Below are 20564 nucleotides of genomic sequence, written 5' to 3'. Positions count from 1 at the left end.
CTGATACGGGGATTTTTTTCGTCTTGAGACGGGTGTTGCGCCGGCACTTTCTACGTTTGAGCTTTACGCAACAACACCCTCGTCACCCGACGTTCTTCAACCTCGACAACGGTCATGCTCCACTCCTGCCAATCGAGTTTGTCTCCGATGATCGGCAAGCGGTCCAGCAAGCTCATGACCAACCCGGCGAGCGTCTGATAGTCATCCGTCGCTTTTGCCTGGAAGCCGATGTGTTCGCGAACCTGGCTGAGATTCAGCGCACCGCTGACCAGAAAGCCGTCATCCTGGGCCACGATGTTCGGACCTTCTATTTCACTGGCATCGGGCAGTTCACCGGCGATGGATTCGAGAATATCGGTCATGGTGAGAAGACCAATGAAATCACCGAACTCGTTCACCACGAAGGCGATGTGGGTCGACTCTTTGCGCATCTGTTCCAGCGCGTTGAGAATCGTGAAGTTGTCCAGCAGGTTGATGGCCGTGCGCGCCATGGCTTCCAGATTCGGCTGGTTGCCCGCCAACAGCTCCTTGAGCAACTCCTTCTTGTGGATGAACCCCAAGGGTTCATCCACCCGGCCTTCGCGGATCAACGGCAACCTGGAATACGACGAGTGCATCAGCCTGGTGCGGATCTCGTCTGGGGAATCGGCCAGGTCGATGTGATCGATTTCTGCACGATGAGTCATGACACTGCGTATCGGACGCTCCGCCAACTGCAGCACGCCACTGATCATGACCCGTTCGCGTCGATGGAAGACCTGTTCGGCTTCATCGCCTGACAGCATGTCAGCGATCTCTTCACCGACTTCATCAGCCCCCAGCTTTTGGCCACCCAGCAAGCGCAAAACCGCATGGGCGGTACGCTCACGCATGGGTCGATGACCTTGCACGCTCTTCTTGCGGCGAGAGCGCGCCAGTTGGTTGAACAGTTCGATCAGGATCGAGAAACCGATCGCGGCATAGAGGTAGCCTTTCGGAATGTGGAAGCCCAGGCCCTCGGCCGTGAGGCTGAAGCCAATCATCATCAAAAAGCCCAGGCAGAGCATGATGACGGTGGGGTGCCCGTTGACGAAGTTGGTCAGAGGCTTGCTCGCGATGATCATCAAGCCGATGGAGAAGATCACCGCGATCATCATGACCGACAGGTGTTCCACCATGCCCACGGCAGTGATCACAGCGTCCAGCGAGAAGACCGCATCCAGCACCACAATCTGCGCGACGATCGGCCAGAACATCGCATAGGCCGCATTGCCCGAACGTTCTGTCACATGGCCCTCGAGTCGCTCATGCAACTCCATGGTGGCCTTGAACAACAGGAACACGCCACCGAACAGCATGATCAGGTCCCGGCCCGAGAACGTCTTGTCGAAGACCTCGAACAACGGCTCGGTCAGGGTGACCATCCAGGAAATACTGGCCAGCAGGCCAAGACGCATCAGCAACGCGAGGGACAGGCCAATGATACGGGCACGATCGCGCTGCTCCGGCGGCAGCTTGTCAGCCAGGATGGCGATGAACACAAGGTTATCAATGCCGAGCACCAGCTCCAGCACGATCAGGGTCAGCAGGCCGAGCCATGCCGTCGGATCAACAATCCATTCCATAAGGTTATTTAACCTCTCGTAGAGTCGGAGCGAAAGGCGCGAGGGGGAAAAGCGCTATCGGGCGGGTGGCGCGAGGCATGACTTGGCAGAGCGGAGGGGTACAGGGCGCGGGAGGGGAAAAACGACTGGGAGGCTCCTGAAGGGTGTTCATATAGACCTGAAAATAATTGGGGAGGTGATCCTATAATGTTTCCGAACGCGTCATACAGATCGAATTATTACAGAATCTGACACCCACGACGCTGGATGGGACCATCGCTTTCAACCTCATCGGCTCGCCAACGGCAACCTCACCACGAACTCGCTGCCCTTACCATCTCCCTCACTCTTGCCGACCACTGTGCCACCGTGGCTTTCGACCAACTCGCGCACCACTGTCAGACCAATGCCCAGGCCAGCGCCGTTGAAGCCGATGGCGTGAACATCCTGCACAAAGGGTTCAAAGATAAAGGGCAGCGCCTTGGCCGAAACACCTATGCCGGTATCGCGGATGCTGACCTGCAGGACACTGCCTTCGACGGTGACCGACAGTTCGACGGTGCCGCCCACGGGGGTGTATTTGGCCGCATTACCCAGCAGGTTGCCGAGAATCTGAGCAAGCCGCACCGGATCGCCATACACCAGCAGGGAACACTCGGGCAGTGTGGCGCTGAACAGCAAATTGCCGTTGATCATGACCGGTTTACAGATATCGATGGCCTCACGAATGATCTGAACCATATCGACAATTTGGCAATCGAGACGAAACTTGCCGGTGCTGACGCGGGAGACATCGAGCAAGTCCTCGACTAATCGAGACATGTGCCGGACCTGACCTTCGATCAGCTTCTGCATGCGCGGCAGCTCATCACTGGGCACCCGCACCAGTCGCCCGGCAATCATGCTGATGGGCGTCAGTGGATGGCGCAGTTCGTGGGCAACCAAGGCGAGAACGCTACGCTGGCGCTCCAGCGCCCGTTCGGCCGAGTCTTGCAGGTGTTGCGCGCTGATGGCGGCAATGACCAATTGCTCATTGGCTTCGCGCATCTGTCGATACAGTTGTTGTTCTGCCTGCGTGGAAGGTGGCTTTTGCGCCTCGGACTGGGCCGACAGAATCGCCAGGACCAGTTGCTGATTGGCCTCGATCAGTTGCTCGACATGTTGCTTGTCGGCAAGTTGGGTGTTGGCATCGTTCAGCTCCTTGCGCAGCGCGGCCAGCACCGCGCGCGCCTCGACGGTTTTCTGGCCGAGCAGGAACAGCTCGCGAGCGGCCATCGCCTTCGCCTGCTCATTCCCGCCATTGGCCTCATTCATGATGATGCCTCATCCAGTACCTTTGCCAGACAGCTGCCGGGTAGGCCGGCCTCCCAGCAAACCTTCCTGATCCGGCAACATTTCACCGATCTGCAAACCGCTATCGTCAATGCTGTAAAGGCGTAACTCATCGGAGTGAGCACTGGCCCGCACCTTGACCACGGCCATGATGCGCAATAGACGACTTTGCACTTCAATGTAGCGCTGAACGATGATCGCGTCGGTGAGAAAAGCCGTGCCGTAAGGACTGAAACGCAGATCCGTGTAGCGATCCTCCAGCTCCGACGTCAGCAATACACTGACACCGGTGCTGGTCAATGCGGTGACCATGCGCGACAGCGACTCGCGAAAGTCTTCGCGAAAGGTCGGCGCCAGGGCCAGTTCGAACCCCGACAGTGAGTCAATGACCACCCGCGTGGCGTTAAGGCGAGCAATCTCGCTCAACAGCAACTGCACGATCTCGTCGATGGACAGGTCTGGCGCGCGGCTATCCACCAGCCCGACTTTGCCGCTTTTAATCAGGGTTGAGAGGGTGGCGTTCTGGGAGTGATTAGGGCGCTGCTCGAACACGGCGATGACGCCGTTTTCACCGTTTCGCGCGCCTTCAGCGAGAAAAGATGCCGCGAGAATGCTTTTTCCAGAACCCGACGGGCCAGCGACCAACAGGGAGTACCCGCGCGGCAGTCCCCCGCCGAGCATGTCGTCAAGCTGCGGCACACCCATTCCCAAGCGTTTGATGGGAAACTCCAACGCTGCTTCGGCAGGATTGAGAGGCGCAGGGGCAAATACCTTGATCCCCGACGAGGCGATACGGAAAGTGTGCAACCCCGGCAGCGTCGGCTGGCCGCGCATTTTCATGATTTCCATCTTGCGCACCATGGAATTGCGCTGAACGCTCTGGCGCAGCCAGATCAGTCCGTCGGCCACGGTGAAAATCGGGTTGGTATCGGTTTCGGTGAAATACTCGCCGATCAGGAACGTCGTGGCCTGCCAAGTCGTCATCAACATGCCCAATTGCTGAACGAACTGCGGCAGGTTGTTATTCGGGTTGTCCTGGGTCTGGCTGGCCAGCACCACCGAGCGGAACGAGTCAACGAACACCAGCGCCGGGGAGTGCGCCTCCACCTCGCTGACAATGCGCCGCAGCACTTCGTCCAGATCCCCGGCCAGGGTATCGTCAGCCAGGTTGACGTAGCGGATCGAATGATTGATCGCATCGCTGTCAAAAAAGTCGAATTGCTGTTGATAACGCAGCATTTTTAGCGGCGGCTCGCCCAGCACGGTAAAAAACAGTGCCGGACGCTCGGGGGTCGCCAGGGCAAACATCATCTGGTGCGCGAGGGTGGTCTTGCCGCAACCGGGCGGGCCGGCGATCAGGTTGAACGAAAACTCCGGCAACCCTCCGCCCAAAACCTCGTCCAGTCCTGGCACGCCGGTGGCCAAGCGGTTGATAGTCACTTTGCTGCTCATGGCGAATTTTCCTGCGAAGGGGTGTCGCTCAAAGAACAATCCCACACGCCACGAAGCAAACGTGCGGTGAGCGAGGGTCCGATCAGCGTGGTCAGCAACTCATAGAAGATGGTCAGCAGCATTTCACCGAAAAACAGCGCATCGGCTTCGCTTTGCTCGACAAGCACTGAATTCAGCGCGGTCAGAACCATGCCGGGCGGCACCTTGTTGCAGGTGCTGGTCAGGCGCGGATGAGCGGCCCCACACAGATGCAGGCTGCGGCGATACAACGCGACAACCCCTTGCTGACCAATAACAGGCGTCAGGGCTGCTTCTATCTCCTGCAAGATAGAAACGATCGCGTGGGCAGTCTTTGCAATGTCAGCGTTGGGACCAACGCGGTGCGCCAGAGAAGCTACGATCTGACGGCTCTCTTCGCTTAGCGTGGACATGGCTAACTGATATCCGATGGGCAGGTATCGATAGTACACCCTCGGGGGCGTTATCGAGTCCCTATTGGAAACAAAGCAATGCAAATGCGGTCATTCAAGAACTGGATTGAACCGTGGCGAGGGCGCTGGGTCCCTCGCACAATAAATCTTGAATCACAGCGTGACCAGGAAATCCACTACCCCCTTTTGACTTTGAAGCGCCCCAGCACGCGCTGCATCAAAGATGCTCGCTCCGAAAGATCCTTGGCCGCCACCGCACACTCTTGTGAGTTGGACTGGTTTTTCTGCGTCACTTCATCGATCTGTTCCAACCCGATGCTGGCCTGCTGCAAACCTGACGCTTGCTCGCTGGAAGCTTGATAGATCAATGAAACCAGGTTGGATACCGCACTGGTTCCGCTGACGATGTTTTTCAGCGATTCGGCTGTCCGGCCTGCGATGATCATGCCGCGTTGCGTTTTGCTCGAAGAGTCGGCGATCAGTGCAGCCGTCTGCTGGGCGGCCTCGGCACTGCGGGCGGCCAGGCTGCGTACCTCATCCGCCACCACAGCAAAACCACGCCCCAGCTCACCTGCCCTGGCGGCTTCGATAGCCGCGTTCAACGCCAACAGGTTGGTTTGTGCGGCGATGTTATCGATGGTGGTGATGATTGCAGTAATGTCCTTGCCCGAATTGTCGATTTCGGCCATGGCGGCAATCAGCTCGCTCATCAATTTGTCGCTTTCCCCCGCGTCGGCCCGTGAGGCCTGGGATTGCTCGTCGGCTTTCTTGGCGTTTTCGGCGTTGTCCCGGGTCTGTGCGGCCATTTGCGTCATCACCGCGCTGATTTCAGTGATGGACGAGGCAGAATTGGAAGCCCCATCGGACAATGACTGGCTCAGGTCGGTAACCTGCGCCGAGCTGCCTGTGATCTGGGTGGCGCTGGCCTGAACTTCGCCAATCAGTTGGTTCAGATTACCCACCATCTTCTCCAGTGACTTGCCAAGGGTATCGTGGGGCGAGGACAACCGGACCTCCAGGTCCAGATCACCTTCGGAGATGCGCTCGGCCACCCTGACCTGCCGTTGCAGGCTTTCAGACATGTCGTTGAGCGCGACAGACAACTGGCCTACTTCGTCCTCGGATTTCTGCACCAGGCGACGCGAGAAATCCCCCAGGCTGATGTTGGCTGCCAAGGCGGCGGCTTCGCGAATCGGCCCAACGATTTTTGCGGCGGCAAACCACAGGGCAACCAGCGCCAACAACGAAATGCCCAGGCCGACCGACACCTGCCAAATGCTGTTGCTGATACTGCGCGCCTGTAGCTCTTGCTCCAGGGCGATGGCCTGAGTCATGACCACAGCCTTTGGCAGACGAATCAGCACCGCCCAGGGTTTGCCTGTGCGCCCCAGCTCAATGGGCATCAGCACTTCGATATGCTGGGTTTGTGGATTGAGCAGGCCGTCACCACGACCACTCTGGATATCGCGCAGCACTTTCTCCCAAGAGTCAGGCAACAAGGCCTTGATGGGCTGACCAATCAGGTCGGTACGCTGACTGTCCGCGACCACCAGCCCCTGGTTACTCAGGATTGACACGGTGCCCTTGCCACCGTAGAGATCGGCCGACATCTGCTCGCTGAGTTTCTGGATAAAGTCGATGTCGAAGTCAGCTCCGACCACACCGTAGAACTTGCCGTTGGATACGATCGGAACCGACAACGTGGTCAACCATACGTTTTTACCCTGAACCACATAAGGAATGGGGTCCAGCACGCTTTCCTTCAGCGTGTCACGAGGGCCGCTGTACCACCCCCCTTTGGGTACACCGTTGGGATGACGATCCGGAGAGTCATACTCGACCAAGGGTTGTACCGCCACATGTCCGCCAGCGCTGCGCGTCCAGTAAGGTGTGAAGCGCCCGGTCAACGGATTACTGCCGTCCGGTACATTGCGGAACACAAGATCCTGGCCATCCAGCGCGTCCGGCTCCCAGCAGGAATAAGTGCCATTGAAGTCCGGGTTATCTTTGAGAACGCTGAGCAATACCGTGTTGATCTGTTCACGCCCCAACGCCAAAGGGCTTTGCGCGGCCTTGCTGGAGGCAAAGGTATTGGCCATGGTGCGGGCCGCATCCAGCGCATTTTGCAACTTGGCCTGAATGGCGTTGGCACGCGATTCGGCCAGGTTCTGAATCTCCCGGATCGTTGATTTTTCAACCAATGCCGAGACTTCGGTCGCCACATATTGCTCATTGGCCCTGGCGGTAAAGAGCCCGTAAATCACCAGGCTGGTTGATGAAACAAACAGGCATACGCCTGCCGTGACACAAATGCGTGCCTGCAACGACTTGAACTTCATATCTTCCCCTGCCTGATTCTTTTTATTGCCAACGTTTAAGACGACCGCCTCAAACTTGTGCACGACACGGCAAATAACAATCGATCACGGCTGTTTCCACCGTCCATGGGGCAATCGCCTTCACGGGCACGGCGATACAGCTACTTTTATAAGTATTTGAAGCGTGGCAGGTTGGGGCGTGAGTCACTTCACCAGAAGGGTGAAGGTCTTCAGATCAAGAGCCGAAGGCCTTATGTCCCAGGACAATAAGAGCGGCGGGTGGAAAGAATGTGGAAAGCTGCTTTCCGGTCACCCCAGCGGACTCCCTTGAAGATTGCCGCTGCGTCCATTCAATCCATCAACCACAGCAGCAAATTAACATGGCCGACTTTTATCCAAAATCAAACTTAAGACTTATACAAAACGGTACTTTAGTCGCGACTCCAAGCAACTGATCAAATCGCTCTGGTTGGCGGGTATTTTTCAATGCTTTGAAATTCAGTTGTTTTGCAACGACCGGCGGGGCGAACTCGCCTCCGCCGGCTGGGTACACGTCAGTTTTTTCTGCTTTTGGGCAGAAAGATCGCCAGGACCCCAAACAACGGCAAAAACGAGCACAACCAATACACATACTCGATGCCACGGATGTCGGCCAGATGCCCCAGCAGCGCAGCGCCAATCCCGCCGAAGCCGAACATCAAACCAAAGAACACGCCGGCAATCATGCCGACGTTGCCCGGCACCAGTTCCTGGGCATACACCACGATGGCCGAGAATGCCGAAGCCAGGATGAAGCCGATGACCACGCTGAGAATGCTGGTCCACAGCAGGTCAACGTGAGGCAGGATCAGCGTGAACGGTGCCACGCCAAGGATCGAGAACCAGATCACCGCCTTACGCCCGATCCTGTCGCCTATCGGACCGCCAAAGAAGGTCCCCGCCGCCACAGCACCGAGGAACAGGAACAGATACAACTGCGACGACGCCACCGACAGGTCGAACTTCTCGATCAGGTAGAAGGTGAAGTAGCTGGTGAAACTGGCCATGTAGAAATACTTGGAGAACACCAGCAAACCCAGCACCGCCAATGCACTCAAGACCCGGCCCCTGGATAAACCGTGAGTAGCCGCCTGGCCTTGCTTGAGCTTGAACAGGTTCAGGTGATTGGCGTACCAGCGGCTGATGCGGTACAGCACGAACAGCGCAAACAGTGCGAACAGCCCGAACCAGGCCACATTGCCTTGCCCGTAAGGAACGATGATCGCCGCCGCCAGCAACGGGCCGAAAGCAGAGCCGGCGTTACCGCCGACCTGGAACGTCGACTGCGCCAACCCATAACGCCCGCCCGACGCCAAGCGTGCGACTCGCGAAGCTTCAGGGTGAAAGGTCGAGGAGCCAATACCGATCAGACCGGCGGCCAGCAGAATCATGGCAAAACTGCCAACCATCGACATCATCACGATCCCGATCAGCGTGCATACCGTACCGGCCGGCAACAGCCAGGGCTTGGGGTGTCGGTCCGTGTGATAACCCACCCAGGGCTGCAGCAGAGATGCCGTCAACTGGAAGGTCAGCGTAATCAAGCCAACCTGGGTGAAGGTCAGCCCATAACTGGCCTTGAGCATCGGGTAAATAGACGGCAGTACCGCCTGGATCAGGTCGTTGATCAAATGCGCCAACGCCACGGCACCGATGATGCGCATGACCAACGGACTGCTTTGGGGTGTGGCAGGGATAGACGCGGTATCGACCTGGGTATCGCTGATAGCCATGGGAGTTTCCATACGGGGTTTGCACGGGAAGCGGGTTCATCAATGTGCCATTTTTCGGTGCAGCAAGGCTATCCCCTTAGCTTGCTATCGACTTGAAATATTGTCAGCGAGCCCGGTAATAGCGCAAAGCCATGGTCTGAATCTTGCCTTGTTAACGGTCTACAACGCGGCCCCTCACAAAGGGGACCGAGAATGGGAAGTTTCGCTACAGAGCCAGCCTACAGAGCGGGCCTGGACAAACTTTCGAGGCCTTTTAAAGGGGCACCCGTTTCGGCACTGTGTCGAAACGCACAAAAATAGTGCAAGGGTGTTCAGGGGAGTATGGGCATGCAGGCTTTTCTATCACCGGGAATCAGATTGCTGGGGCGGTTCGGCTTTGCCCGCAAATTTCAGTTGCTGTTCCTGCTTTTCATCCTGCCACTGATGGGCAGCCTGTGGATCATCGGCCAGGACTATCGCGACAAACTCAGCCTGATTTCCGAAGAACGTGCCGGGGTTCGCCAGTTGCTGGCCCTGGATAACCTGGACAACCTGCTCGCCGCCCAGCGCAACCGCGCGGCCCGTTGGCGAGCCACGGAAACCAATCGCCAGGCAACACCGGCGACGCTTGCCGCGATGGCGGCTTTCGATGCCGTGCAGCCGGCCCTCAACCAGGCCGCCAATGACCTGGGTAGCACCTTGCAAACCGAAGGTGCCGGAGCCGACACCCTCGCCCGCTTCCAAACGCTGCAAACCAGTCTCAATGGTCTTGATTCGAAAAGCCTCGGCACCGTCGGTTGGTGGCCGGACGGCTATGACCGCTTCACCGCGGCCTTGAGTGCCTTGCAAGCCTTGCGCGAACAGATCGTCATGGACAATCGCCTGACCCTCGCCTCCTGGCTGGAAACCTACCTGCTGATCCAGATCTCGACCCAGCAGACACCGGACCTGATCGAACGGGTCGGTCGCTTGGCCAGCGTTGGCCAGGCCTCTGTTGTGTCGGGTCAATTCACCCTGCAAAGCCGCCTGCAATTGCGCGACCTGCGCAGCCGGATCGGCGATGCCCGGGATCAACTGGTCAAAACCGGCGGGGTGCTGCAAGCCCGCCTGCCCAGCGAACTGCAAACCTGGGCCGGGCAATTCCAGGACAGCCTCAAGCATCTGGATTCCGGCCTGAAAGTCTTGGATGAAGGGGTCTTCGCCGGCTCCATCAGCCTCAAGCCGGAAGAATTCGAGAAACACATGGATGCGCTCCTGGCGGACTTGGCGACATTGCGCCAGCAGTCTCTGATGGCACTGGATGCGCGACTGGACCACTACCACTCCTCAGCCATCCGCCAGTTCACCCTGGTGGCCGTGGTGCTGGGTTGTCTGCTACTGGCCGCGCTTTACCTCTTCGTCTGCCTGCAAGCGTCCATCCGCCGCAGCGCCAGTGGTATCACATTACTGGCCGAAGCCCTGCGTGACGGCAACCTCAGCCTGCAAGTACCCGTGCAAGGACGCGACGAACTGGCGGCCATCAGTACCGCTCTCAATGTCGCGGTGGTGCAGTTGCGCAACAGCCTGTTGGGTGTGGACCACGAAACGTTGCAGTTGAGCAATGCCGTGCGCACCCTCAACACTCACTCCAGCGGCGCCCTGGGGGAAGTCGAAGCCCAACAGATGCAAATCAGCCAGATCGCGGCCGCCGCTACGCAACTGGCCGCCACCTCGCAAGGGGTCGCGAGAAGCTGTGAGCAGGCCTCTGACAGCGCCCAGCAGACCCGGCGTATCGCCGCCGACAGCAGCCGCGACAGTCAACGCACCACGGCGAGCATCCAGCAACTCAACCAGCGCCTCAACGAAACCGCCGCCGCATTGGGCCGGGTCAGCGAACAGGGACAACAGATCCAGATGGTGGTCGACACCATCCGTGGCGTGGCCGAGCAGACCAACCTGCTGGCCCTCAATGCGGCCATCGAAGCCGCTCGCGCTGGGGAACAAGGCCGTGGTTTCGCGGTGGTGGCCGATGAGGTACGCAGCCTGTCGCAACGCACCCAGTCCTCCACCCAACAGATTGCTGGCACCGTCGACAGCCTGCGCGCTACGGTCAACGAAGCGGTCAGCCTGATGGAAGCCGCGTGCGGCCAGGCCCAGACCGACGCGCAAGCCGTCACCGGCCTTGGCGAGCGACTGGGAGAAATTGCCAGCGCCGTGCAGAGCGTCACCGACACCCTGGCACAAATCGCCACCGCGGTGGACGAACAAGCCAGCACCGCCGACGAGGTCAGCGGCAATATCCAGCAGGTCGACCAGGCGGCCATGCGATTGCTTGAAGGGGCACGAGCCGTGAACCTCGCAGCGGATACGTTGAGCCAGGGCAGCCAGGCCCTGAGCGCCAACACAGGGAGATTTCAACTCGGTTGACGGGTATTTGCAGCGAGGATGGATAAGCGGTTGAAAGCGCTGAGAAATATTTCAGATTTACGCTTGACACATCTTCGTTACCGGCGAATAATGCGCGCCACTTGGCTACATAGCTCAGTTGGTTAGAGCATAGCATTCATAATGCTGGGGTCCGGGGTTCAAGTCCCTGTGTAGCCACCAAGTACTAAAAACGGCTTATCGAAAGATAAGCCGTTTTTTTATGCCTCGATAAAAGCCTTCTCTCAAGTCCGCGCTGATTTGCGCCAGACGCCTCCCATCGCTACAGTCGTTCCCTATCCCCTGGCCCACGGATGGAGCGACACATGCTTGCAGATCTGAAACCCAATCTTCATCGCCTGTCAGCCGTTTCGCTGCTGGCTGTCGCCCTGGCCCTGGTTGCCTGTAAAGCCCCGCCCTCCTCCACAACCCCAGCATTGCCCATTGCACCGGAGATCGCCTCCGGCTACCGCACAGACTTGCAGACCCGCCACGCCGACAAGCACATGGCCGCGGCGGCCAACCCGCTGGCAGCCGAAGCCGGACGGCAGATGTTGCGGCGCGGCGGTTCGGCCATCGACGCGGCGATTGCCATGCAGGCGGTGCTGACCCTGGTGGAACCGCAGTCCTCCGGAATCGGTGGCGGTGCATTCATTGTGTTGTGGGACGGCAAGGCCGTACGCACTTACGACGGTCGCGAAACGGCACCGGCCGGCGCCACCGAGAGACTTTTCCTGCAAGCAGATGGCAAACCCATGCCGTTTACCGACGCGCAGATAGGCGGCCGTTCCGTGGGTACACCAGGCGTGTTGCGCGCGCTGGAACTGGCCCATCGCAAACATGGCCGACTTGAATGGGACACGCTGTTCGAACCGGCCATCGCGTTGGCCGAACAGGGTTTTGCGATCTCGCCCAGATTGCACTCGATGATTGCGGCCGACGCATCCTTGCCGGGGTCGCTGGACATGGCCGCCTATTTCCTGAACGCCGATGGCAGCCCGAAAGCGGTCGGTACGCGGCTGAAAAATCCCGCTTTGGCCGACGTGCTCAAGCGCATCGCCCGCGAAGGCCCCGACGCCTTGTACAAAGGGCCGATTGCCGAAGAAATCGTCGCCAAGGTGCAGGAGCATGCCAACCCCGGCAGCCTGTCATTGAATGATCTTCAGGGCTACGCCGCCCGGGAACGTGCGCCGCTTTGCACTGACTACAAGCGCTGGCAAGTCTGTGGCATGGCGCCCCCGTCTTCGGGCGGGATCGCCGTGGCGCAGATCCTCGGAACCTTGCAGGCATTGGAGCAGCGCGACAGCCGCACCGCCCTAGCCCCCATGAAACCCGTCAAGACCGAGAAACCCGCCGGCATTGAACCGACGCCCGAAGCAGTGCATCTGATCGCCGAAGCCGAACGCCTGACCTACGCCGACCGTGCGCTGTATGTCGCTGACTCGGACTTCGTCCCCGTGCCGGTCAAAGGGCTAATCGATCCCGGTTATCTGGCCAGCCGCGCGAGCCTGATCGGCCCACGCAGCATGGGCATCGCCAAACCCGGCACACCGCCGGGCGTCCAGGTGGCCTACGCCCCGGACCGTTCGCCCCTGCGCATCTCCACCTCGCAAGTGGTGGCAGTGGATGACCAGGGTGGCGCCGTGTCGATGACCACCACGGTGGAGTCAGCGTTCGGCTCACACCTGATGGTCCGGGGCTTCATGCTCAACAACCAGATGACCGACTTCTCGTTCATACCCGAAGAAAATGGGCAAAAGGTCGCCAACCGCGTCGAACCCGGCAAACGCCCCCGCTCGTCCATGGCGCCGACCCTGATCTTCGATCGCCAGAGCGGTGAACTGCTGGCCGCTGTCGGCTCACCGGGCGGCTCCCAAATCATCGAATATGTCGCCAAGTCAGTGATCGGCCTGCTGGACTGGGACTTGGACGCGCAAACCGCCATCAATCTTCCCAACTTCGGCAGCCGCAACGGCCCCACCGAACTGGAACAAGGTCAGTTCAGCCCGACGCTGATCCAGGCGTTGAAAAACAAAGGCCATGCCGTGAGCGAAATCGACATGACCAGTGGGACCCAGGCGATTGTCCGAGTCCGCGATGCCCAGGGCAAAACCTCACTGGCCGGTGGGGCGGACCCGCGGCGTGAGGGTCAGGCCCTGGGGGATTGAGCGTCGCGGCTATCCGGACGGTCTGCGAAGTCGCGTCGCCGGCCATCGCGAGCAGGCTCGCTCCCCCAGGAGTCAGGCCTTGGGGGCGTCGCTCTGCGGTTGGTAAATCAGCAGATCGGCAGGCTGACATTGCAGATGGCTGCAAATGGCTTCGAGGGTAGCCAGGCGAATACCCTTGACCTTTCCTTGCTTCAATAAGGAAAGGTTGGCTTCAGTAATGCCTATCGCGGCGGCAAGGTCCTTGGATTTAACCTTGCGCGTCGCCAACATCACATCAAGTTGAATAACGATCGGCATAGGGTTCTCAAACGAAAGTTCGGTTTTCTGAATCGACTTCACTGGCCCGGGACAATATCCGGGCAATGATTGCAATGCAGGCTGCAAGAAACAACGCGACAAACGACGGGGCGGTAACACTGAAGGTAAGCAAACGCTGACCGACCGGTGCGTTGATCGTCACCAGCAGGCTGAGAAACGGCTCACACAGGAAATCCAGCAGCACCCACAGCGCCACAGCGCGACCTACCTTCCCCAGGCAAACGGCTGCGTCGCTGGAAAAGTACTCACCTTGGGCATATCGCTGGAACAACTGCCGCAAATGGCCCAGCCCGAACGCCAGTGCCAGCAGCGGTATGCTCGACAACAGCATTGCGCCAAGGCATTGCCAGCCAGTCAAGCGCATAGCCTCTGCTGACAAGCTCGACAGCTGTCGCTCGGTCAGGGCAAAGCCCAGACCGTATTCTGAAGCAACGTCAGGAAACAGCCAGACCCCGGCGTTGAGGACCATCATCGTGATAATGAAGAGAAGTGTGATGACAGCCATGCGCTGGCTGTACAGGGCGAGACGATTCGAAGACATAGGAGGCTCCACAGAACAAAGGAAGCGCAAACCATAGCGTCTAAATTATCGCCAAACAATAATTAATATGTAAAAAACGATAATATCGAACTCAAGTCGACAACTGATTGGCAAACAGGCTCACGGCATCGACCACCTTCTTCGCCCCATCCTGAATCTCGACGATCACCGTCCCCGCCTCCGCTGCCAGGGCCAGGCCCTGTTCGGCCTGGTGCTGGCCGTCGGTCATCAGTGCCACGGCGTTGCGGGCCATGTCCTGGTTCTGGCGAACCACGCCGACGATCTCATCAGTGGCCTGACTGGTACGCGACGCCAGTTGCCGCACTTCATCAGCCACCACCGCGAAGCCCCGGCCCTGCTCACCAGCCCGGGCGGCTTCGATGGCCGCATTGAGCGCCAGCAGGTTGGTCTGTTCGGCAATACCGCTGATGGTCTTGACGATGGTGCCGATCACCAGCGATTGCTCATTCAGGGCCTCGATGCCTTCGCCGGCGGATTGCATGTGCCGGGCCAGGTCGCGCATCACATCCACGGCCTGGGTCACCACGGTGGTGCCGCGCTGGGCGCTGCTGTCGGTTTGCAACGAGGTGCTGTAGGCAATGCTGGCCGCCTCGGCGACGGCCTTTTCCTGGTTGACCTGATCGGTGATGTCCGTGGCGAACTTGACCACTTTGTACAGTCGTTCGTTGGAGTCGAGCACCGGGTTATAGGAGGCTTCCAGCCAGACCTCACGACCGTTGCTGTCCAGGCGTTTGAAGCGACCGGCCACGAACTCGCCGCAATTGAGACGCTGCCAGAACTGCTGGTAGGTGGCGCTGTTGTACTCCTCCGGTTCGCAAAACATGCGGTGATGCTTGCCCTTGATCTGCGCCAGGCTGTAACCCATGGCATTGAGGAAACGATCATTGGCTGTCAGGACATGACCGCCCAGGTCGAATTCGATCACCGCCGTGGAACGCACCAGCGCACCAATGAGGTTTTCATGCTCGCGCGACGCCTCGATGGTACGAGTCAGGTCGCTGGAATACATCGAGAAATAGCGGATTCGCCCATCAGTCGCCCGTACCGGTTGGAGGATCGAACGCAACCAGGCTTCCTTACCGTTGCCCCGGAGCAGCCGTACGGCGCCGGAGAAATGCTCGCCTCGAGTCAGCGCCGTCTTGAAACGCAACTGGAACTCATTGGACTTCAGGTAAGCCGGCACCAGCTCTTCGACAGACCGGCCGATGAGGTCCTGGGTCTTGTAGTGCATTTCGTCGAGGAAATTCTGATTGACCGTTTGCACCCGCCCTTCGGCATCCAGAGTGAGGGCCAGCATCTCACGGTCCAAACTCTCCTTCACCTGCATAAGGCTGGACAGTTCCTGGCGAAGAGCCGAAAGCTCCTGCTTCAAGCGCTTATTGAACATGGCATGCTCCGGGAGCAGGAGAGTTAGGTGGCCTGTTCTCATGCCATCGGCTCGCCGATTTTTTTCTGAAGAGCGCCACAGGCCGCTTCTGAAAATAATCCTGCGCGCTCGCGAACCCGGATTAACCTCCATGGTCACTGGAGTGTTCCAGTGTTGGCGGCTGACCGCCAATACCATTCCGCACCCAATACCTATAACCATAAAAACCGAGGTAATTGCCGTGACCACCGACATACAAGACAGCCGTTCCGCCCGTTTTGCCCTGCGCTGTTCCAGTTTTGCCGAGCGCTGGTTCCCTGACTCCTGGGTGTTTGCCGCACTGGCGGTACTGGTAGTAGCGGTGGCGACACTGTTCATCGGCGCCAAACCTACGGCCGCTGCCATGGCGTTCGGCGATGGCTTCTGGAGCCTGATACCGTTCACCATGCAAATGGCCTTCGTGGTGATCGGCGGTTACGTGGTCGCCAGCTCGCCGCCCGCTGTCAAACTGATCGATCGCCTGGCCCGCATCCCGAAGAATGGCCGCTCTGCGGTGGCCTGGGTCGCGCTGATCTCCATGGTCGCGTCGCTGCTCAACTGGGGTCTTTCCCTGGTATTTGGCGGTTTATTGGTACGTGCCCTGGCCCGTCGCACGGATCTGAAAATGGACTATCGCGCCGCCGGCGCCGCCGCTTACCTGGGCCTGGGCGCGGTTTGGGCACTGGGTTTGTCTTCGTCGGCGGCGCAATTGCAGGCCAACCCGGCCAGCCTGCCACCGTCGATCCTGTCGATTACTGGGGTCATTCCGTTCACCCAGACCATTTTTCTCTGGCAATCCGGAGTGATGTTGCTGGCGTTGATCGTGATCTCGCTGATCGTGGCCTATGCCACCGCTCCCGGCCCGAACAGTGCCCGTGACGCCGCCGCCTGCGGGATAGACCCTAGCTTCAGCATGCCGGCGTTGCAGCCTCGCACCCGCCCGGGAGAGTGGCTGGAACATAGCCCGCTGCTGACCATTGCCCTGGCGCTGCTGGCCGCCGGCTGGTTGTTCCACGAGTTCTCGACCAAACCTGCGATAAGCGCCATCTCCGGGCTTAACACTTACAATTTCCTGTTCCTGATGCTTGGCGCGCTGCTGCATTGGCGGCCGCGCAGCTTTCTCGATGCCGTGGCGCGCGCGGTGCCGACCACCACCGGCGTACTGATCCAGTTCCCGCTGTATGGCTCGATTGCCGCGCTGCTGACCACGGTCAAGGGTAGCGACGCCCAGACACTTGCCCATCACATATCCACCTTTTTCGTACAGATCGCGTCCCACGATACCTACGCCGTGTTGATGGGCGCCTACTCGGCGGTGCTGGGCTTTTTCATTCCATCGGGAGGCGGCAAATGGATCATCGAAGCCCCCTATGTCATGCAGGTGGCCAATGATCTGAACTATCACCTGGGGTGGGCGGTACAAATCTATAACGCCGCCGAAGCGCTGCCAAACCTGATCAATCCGTTCTACATGCTGCCGCTGCTGGGCGTGTTGGGGCTCAAGGCCCGGGACCTGATCGGTTTCTCCTTCGTGCAATTACTGGTTCACACGCCATTGGTGCTGGTGCTGCTGTGGGCGCTGGGGACGACATTGTCTTATCTGCCGCCAGTGATGCCATAAAGCCATAAAAAAGGGCCGATATTTTCGTCGGCCCACTTTTTCTTCGCTCCGGTCTGTTTCAGTATGGCTACACCCTGTTCGAGGGGTCCACACGCTGAAAAGGATCTGAGCATGTCCAAACTCGCCGTACTTTCTTTTGCCACCCTGGCCTTCAGTACCGCCGCCCACGCCGCCGACATCGACGTATACCTTGGCAGTACCGAACGCGTCACCCGTCTCTTCGCTTATCCCAATAACTGCAACGTCATTTGCTTTCGCGACTGGACGCTGGAGCAGACTGTCGAGCATTACCTAAGCCAAAGTGTGCAACGCGATGGCTATAGCAAGGCCAAGGTCAGCGTCAAACGCGATAACGATAAAGTCTATGCCAGCATCAGCGGGGTGCCGAAGGGTTACGGTCAACCACTGGCTGCGCTGCTCGACGCCGGTGACCTGGCATACAACGGGGCCAGCAAACTCAACAGCGATAACAAATGGGCCTACGACTGGTACCTGTTCCTGCCACTGGGCATGGCTCTGGAGAACCGCAAGAGCATCGAGTTGCTGCACTTCCCGCCGGATTACTCCCTGACCCAGGCGCAGGACTACCTGGAATCGGCCACCACCGATCGCTGGGCCACGCTATTGACCGCCAACGGCATCGCCGCCGAACAGACCCCGGCCTACCAGACCATCATCGACATCGCGCCCATCGCCGCCCCATCCGATGCCGGTCAGGCGCTGGGCGGGGTCTACGACTATTTCAACGATTACCAGACCACCATGGTCAAGGAGGTCAGCCAAAACACCAGCGGAGAAACGCTGCCGATGGTGGCCTTCGGCGCTCCCGTGCGGAACTGGATCAAGACACAGTACGGCCAGACCGTGAACGTGCTGGGCCTGGCGACCATTACTCCGTCTGCGGGCGTCAAGGTTCCGGTCCTGGGTTCCAACCACCCGAGCTACATCTGGTACGCCGCCGATCCTGACAGCTACGACGGTGACCAGGCCAAGGCGGATGCGGCCGGTTTGAAGGTCATGGGCCAGGACCTGAGCGCTGCATGCTGGCAAGCCGGCATGGGCAGCAAACCGGGCACCGATCCGACGGCGCAATTGAACCAATGCACACAAACGTGGCAGGTCACGCAAAAAGAAGAAACCTGTGAGCTGTTCTATACCTCGATCCGCAAGTTGTCTGCGGACGAAGCAGCGAAAAAATGCGCGGAGCCGGCGATCAAATCACAACTTCCACAATTGAAAGTCCCCATGCCAGCGCTGCCTGACGCGGTGTAAATCCCCAAAGGGCTTTCCTGCGTAAGCCTGCGCTCACGCGGGAAAGCGCCTTTGGCTCCTGTCAGAGTCGACAGTAGATGTCGTTTCAAGGTTGCGCGAAGCTAAGCAGGTTTCAACGACCGCTGGCAGGATCGCCAGCGCCAGAAGGCCGAGCGTCCTACGCGACAGGGACCGTCATGACCACCTTCCTTGCAGACAACGCTTTCTCAGCGAACCGGGACGGCATCTATCCCGAGAAACAACTCAGCACGCGCATGGGTTATCCATCCAGGCGCGATTTCGAAGTGCGCCAGACGACTAACGGCCGCGGCAATGGCATCGTCGCCCGCAGGCGGTTTGCGCCGTTGGAAAGGATGTGCAGGGTATCGGGGCTGATCGTGAGCCGACGACGCCTGCATACACTGCAGATCCTGCCGGACATCCACATGTATGACCCGCGCTTCGCCGGATTGCTGCAGCACTCCTGCAGCCCGAATGTGTTCCTGGACATGAGCGAACTGTGGTTATGGGCGCTGACCACCATCGAGGAAGGTGACTGCCTGACGATGGATTACGCCAGTACCGAACAGAAATTGTATCGACAGTTCGCCTGCCGGTGCGGTTCGTCCAACTGTCATGGCTGGATCACAGGCTATGACGAACCGCCCAACGAGCGAGGGATGAAATTTCTGCGGCACTGGCGTCGCCGCTGTCATCGCGACTGAATGAACCGAATCAGGGCGCGTCGACCGGACGCAACCGATACTGCGGCGGCAACTGCTCGAAACCGCTGATCGTCGTATCCAGGCTTTTCCAGCGGCCGTCCTTGATCCCGTAGATACAGCCGTGGATCGACAGTTTCTGCCCGCGATGCCAAGCGTTCTGCACGATGCTGGTATGGCCGACGTTGGCCACCTGCTGGATCACGTTGAGCTCGCACAAGCGATCCACGCGCTCTTCTTCGGTCGGCAATTGGGCCAACGTTTCGCGGTGCTCGTAGTAGAGGTCGCGAATCGAACGCAGCCAACCGTCGATCAGACCCAGTTGACGATCCTGCATCGAGGCACGCACGCCGCCACAGCCGTAATGCCCGGTGACCAGGATATGTTTGACCTTGAGCACGTCCACCGCGTACTGGATCACCGACAGGCAGTTGAGGTCGGTGTGCAGCACCACGTTGGCCACGTTACGGTGCACGAACAGATCGCCGGGCAGCATGCCGACGATCTCGTTGGCCGGCACCCGCGCATCGGAACAGCCGATCCACAGATACTCAGGGGTTTGCTGACGGGCCAGCTTGGAAAAGAAGTCAGGATCTTCCTGCTTGATCGCATCGGCCCAGCGTGCGTTGTTATCAATCAGATCTTGTAATTCGTTCATGCTATCTAGCCCTCGAGAATAGTGCGCAACTTTGACAGACGACCGCCTGTCGAGGTCACGTCCAGAATGCCGTTGGAATTCTCGCCACGGCTGTGGGTCCACCCAGTAAGCCCCACAGTATGAGGAATTGCCATGAATGATTCACGACGTCCTTTCGACGCGGTTCAACCGGAACCCATCGACGATAACGAAGACCGCATGGGCTCGATGCATGAACTGGAATTCGACGAACAAGAGCCCAGCGCGAAAATCGGTGACGAACTGCCGGAAAACGAACGCGAGCAGTTGATGCCTCGTGAACGCGTGCGTGAAGCCGGGCTGACAGGGGCCTCGACGGATGATCACGAATCCACCGACGACGACATGAGCCCGGAAACACTGATCCGCGAAGACGGTGCCCGGGACGCCCATGAGGCCGGTGACGATGGGCAGGCCGACTGGGACCTCAGCGTTGTGGATGAAGATGATATTGGCGGGGGCGACGGGCTGGATGAAGCGGAAATGGCCGATATCGACCCGCTGGATGGCAAGCGCTGATCGCAAGCCCCGAGTTCACCGCAGATCCACTGTGGGAGCGGGCTTGCTCGCG

Annotated in this window: 15 protein-coding genes, 1 tRNA gene and 2 pseudogenes; 7 read left to right on the top strand and 11 right to left on the bottom strand. The window is 59.1% G+C overall.

What is annotated here, in order from left to right:
• Positions 1 to 50: 50 nt before the first annotated feature.
• From HU811_RS07260 to HU811_RS07235, 6 genes are all read right to left on the bottom strand, one after another.
• Positions 51 to 1604, bottom strand: coding sequence for a TerC family protein (locus HU811_RS07260; protein WP_186654953.1), 1554 nt, complete (start codon positions 1602 to 1604; stop codon positions 51 to 53).
• Between the two features lie 267 nt (positions 1605 to 1871).
• Complete coding sequence (locus HU811_RS07255) at positions 1872 to 2897, bottom strand: sensor histidine kinase (RefSeq protein WP_186654952.1); 1026 nt, start codon at positions 2895 to 2897, stop codon at positions 1872 to 1874.
• Positions 2898 to 2906: 9 nt separating this feature from the next.
• Positions 2907 to 4367: an ATPase domain-containing protein gene (locus tag HU811_RS07250; protein WP_186654950.1), complete on the bottom strand. Its 1461-nt coding sequence runs from the start codon at positions 4365 to 4367 to the stop codon at positions 2907 to 2909.
• Positions 4364 to 4798, bottom strand: a complete 435-nt coding sequence (locus HU811_RS07245; protein ID WP_189674028.1) for a hypothetical protein — start codon at positions 4796 to 4798, stop codon at positions 4364 to 4366. The genes HU811_RS07250 and HU811_RS07245 overlap by 4 nt, the downstream gene beginning before the upstream one ends.
• Before the next feature lie 176 nt (positions 4799 to 4974).
• Complete coding sequence (locus HU811_RS07240) at positions 4975 to 7137, bottom strand: methyl-accepting chemotaxis protein (RefSeq protein WP_092402524.1); 2163 nt, start codon at positions 7135 to 7137, stop codon at positions 4975 to 4977.
• Positions 7138 to 7670: 533 nt separating this feature from the next.
• The gene (locus tag HU811_RS07235; protein WP_186654948.1) at positions 7671 to 8888 is read right to left on the bottom strand and encodes an MFS transporter; all 1218 of its coding nucleotides are present in this window, start codon (positions 8886 to 8888) and stop codon (positions 7671 to 7673) included.
• Positions 8889 to 9215: 327 nt separating this feature from the next.
• On the opposite strand from HU811_RS07235, the gene HU811_RS07230 reads away from it, so the two are divergent.
• From HU811_RS07230 to ggt, 3 genes are all read left to right on the top strand, one after another.
• The gene (locus HU811_RS07230; RefSeq protein WP_186654947.1) at positions 9216 to 11273 is read left to right on the top strand and encodes a methyl-accepting chemotaxis protein; all 2058 of its coding nucleotides are present in this window, start codon (positions 9216 to 9218) and stop codon (positions 11271 to 11273) included.
• A gap of 103 nt (positions 11274 to 11376) precedes the next feature.
• Positions 11377 to 11453 (top strand) — tRNA-Met (locus HU811_RS07225).
• Positions 11454 to 11596: 143 nt separating this feature from the next.
• Positions 11597 to 13438: a gamma-glutamyltransferase gene (gene ggt, locus HU811_RS07220; RefSeq protein ID WP_186654946.1), complete on the top strand. Its 1842-nt coding sequence runs from the start codon at positions 11597 to 11599 to the stop codon at positions 13436 to 13438.
• 72 nt (positions 13439 to 13510) lie between these two features.
• Here the strand turns inward: ggt and HU811_RS07215 are convergent, their stop codons facing one another.
• The 4 genes and pseudogenes from HU811_RS07215 to HU811_RS27740 all read right to left on the bottom strand — a co-directional run.
• Entirely contained in the window at positions 13511 to 13735 is a 225-nt protein-coding gene (locus tag HU811_RS07215) for a helix-turn-helix domain-containing protein (RefSeq protein WP_186654944.1), read from the bottom strand.
• Positions 13736 to 13742: 7 nt separating this feature from the next.
• Positions 13743 to 14297, bottom strand: coding sequence for a DUF2975 domain-containing protein (locus HU811_RS07210; RefSeq protein WP_092402534.1), 555 nt, complete (start codon positions 14295 to 14297; stop codon positions 13743 to 13745).
• Positions 14298 to 14388: 91 nt separating this feature from the next.
• Positions 14389 to 14820 (bottom strand): annotated as a pseudogene (locus HU811_RS27745) (methyl-accepting chemotaxis protein); the annotation flags it as partial.
• 108 nt (positions 14821 to 14928) lie between these two features.
• Positions 14929 to 15615, bottom strand: a pseudogene (locus HU811_RS27740) (PAS domain-containing protein); the annotation flags it as partial.
• Positions 15616 to 15925: 310 nt separating this feature from the next.
• On the opposite strand from HU811_RS27740, the gene HU811_RS07200 reads away from it, so the two are divergent.
• The 3 genes from HU811_RS07200 to HU811_RS07190 all read left to right on the top strand — a co-directional run bounded on the left by HU811_RS07200 (position 15926) and on the right by HU811_RS07190 (position 19320).
• Positions 15926 to 17344, top strand: coding sequence for a short-chain fatty acid transporter (locus tag HU811_RS07200; RefSeq protein WP_076386741.1), 1419 nt, complete (start codon positions 15926 to 15928; stop codon positions 17342 to 17344).
• A gap of 111 nt (positions 17345 to 17455) precedes the next feature.
• Positions 17456 to 18616: a hypothetical protein gene (locus tag HU811_RS07195; protein WP_186654942.1), complete on the top strand. Its 1161-nt coding sequence runs from the start codon at positions 17456 to 17458 to the stop codon at positions 18614 to 18616.
• A 176-nt stretch (positions 18617 to 18792) separates the two neighbouring features.
• Positions 18793 to 19320 (top strand): SET domain-containing protein, encoded by a 528-nt coding sequence (locus HU811_RS07190; RefSeq protein WP_092402540.1) that lies wholly within the window; start codon positions 18793 to 18795, stop codon positions 19318 to 19320.
• Between the two features lie 10 nt (positions 19321 to 19330).
• Here HU811_RS07190 and can read toward each other — a convergent pair whose 3' ends face one another.
• On the bottom strand, positions 19331 to 19975 hold the full coding sequence (gene can, locus HU811_RS07185; RefSeq protein WP_092402542.1) for a carbonate dehydratase: 645 nt from the start codon (positions 19973 to 19975) through the stop codon (positions 19331 to 19333).
• Between the two features lie 132 nt (positions 19976 to 20107).
• On the opposite strand from can, the gene HU811_RS07180 reads away from it, so the two are divergent.
• Positions 20108 to 20512, top strand: coding sequence for a serine kinase/phosphatase (locus HU811_RS07180; protein WP_186654941.1), 405 nt, complete (start codon positions 20108 to 20110; stop codon positions 20510 to 20512).
• The last annotated feature ends 52 nt before the right edge of the window (positions 20513 to 20564 follow it).

Origin of the sequence: Pseudomonas tehranensis, assembly GCF_014268615.1 — a bacterium.
GTDB lineage: Bacteria > Pseudomonadota > Gammaproteobacteria > Pseudomonadales > Pseudomonadaceae > Aquipseudomonas > Aquipseudomonas tehranensis.
This window is presented reverse-complemented; position numbering and strand designations above follow the sequence as displayed.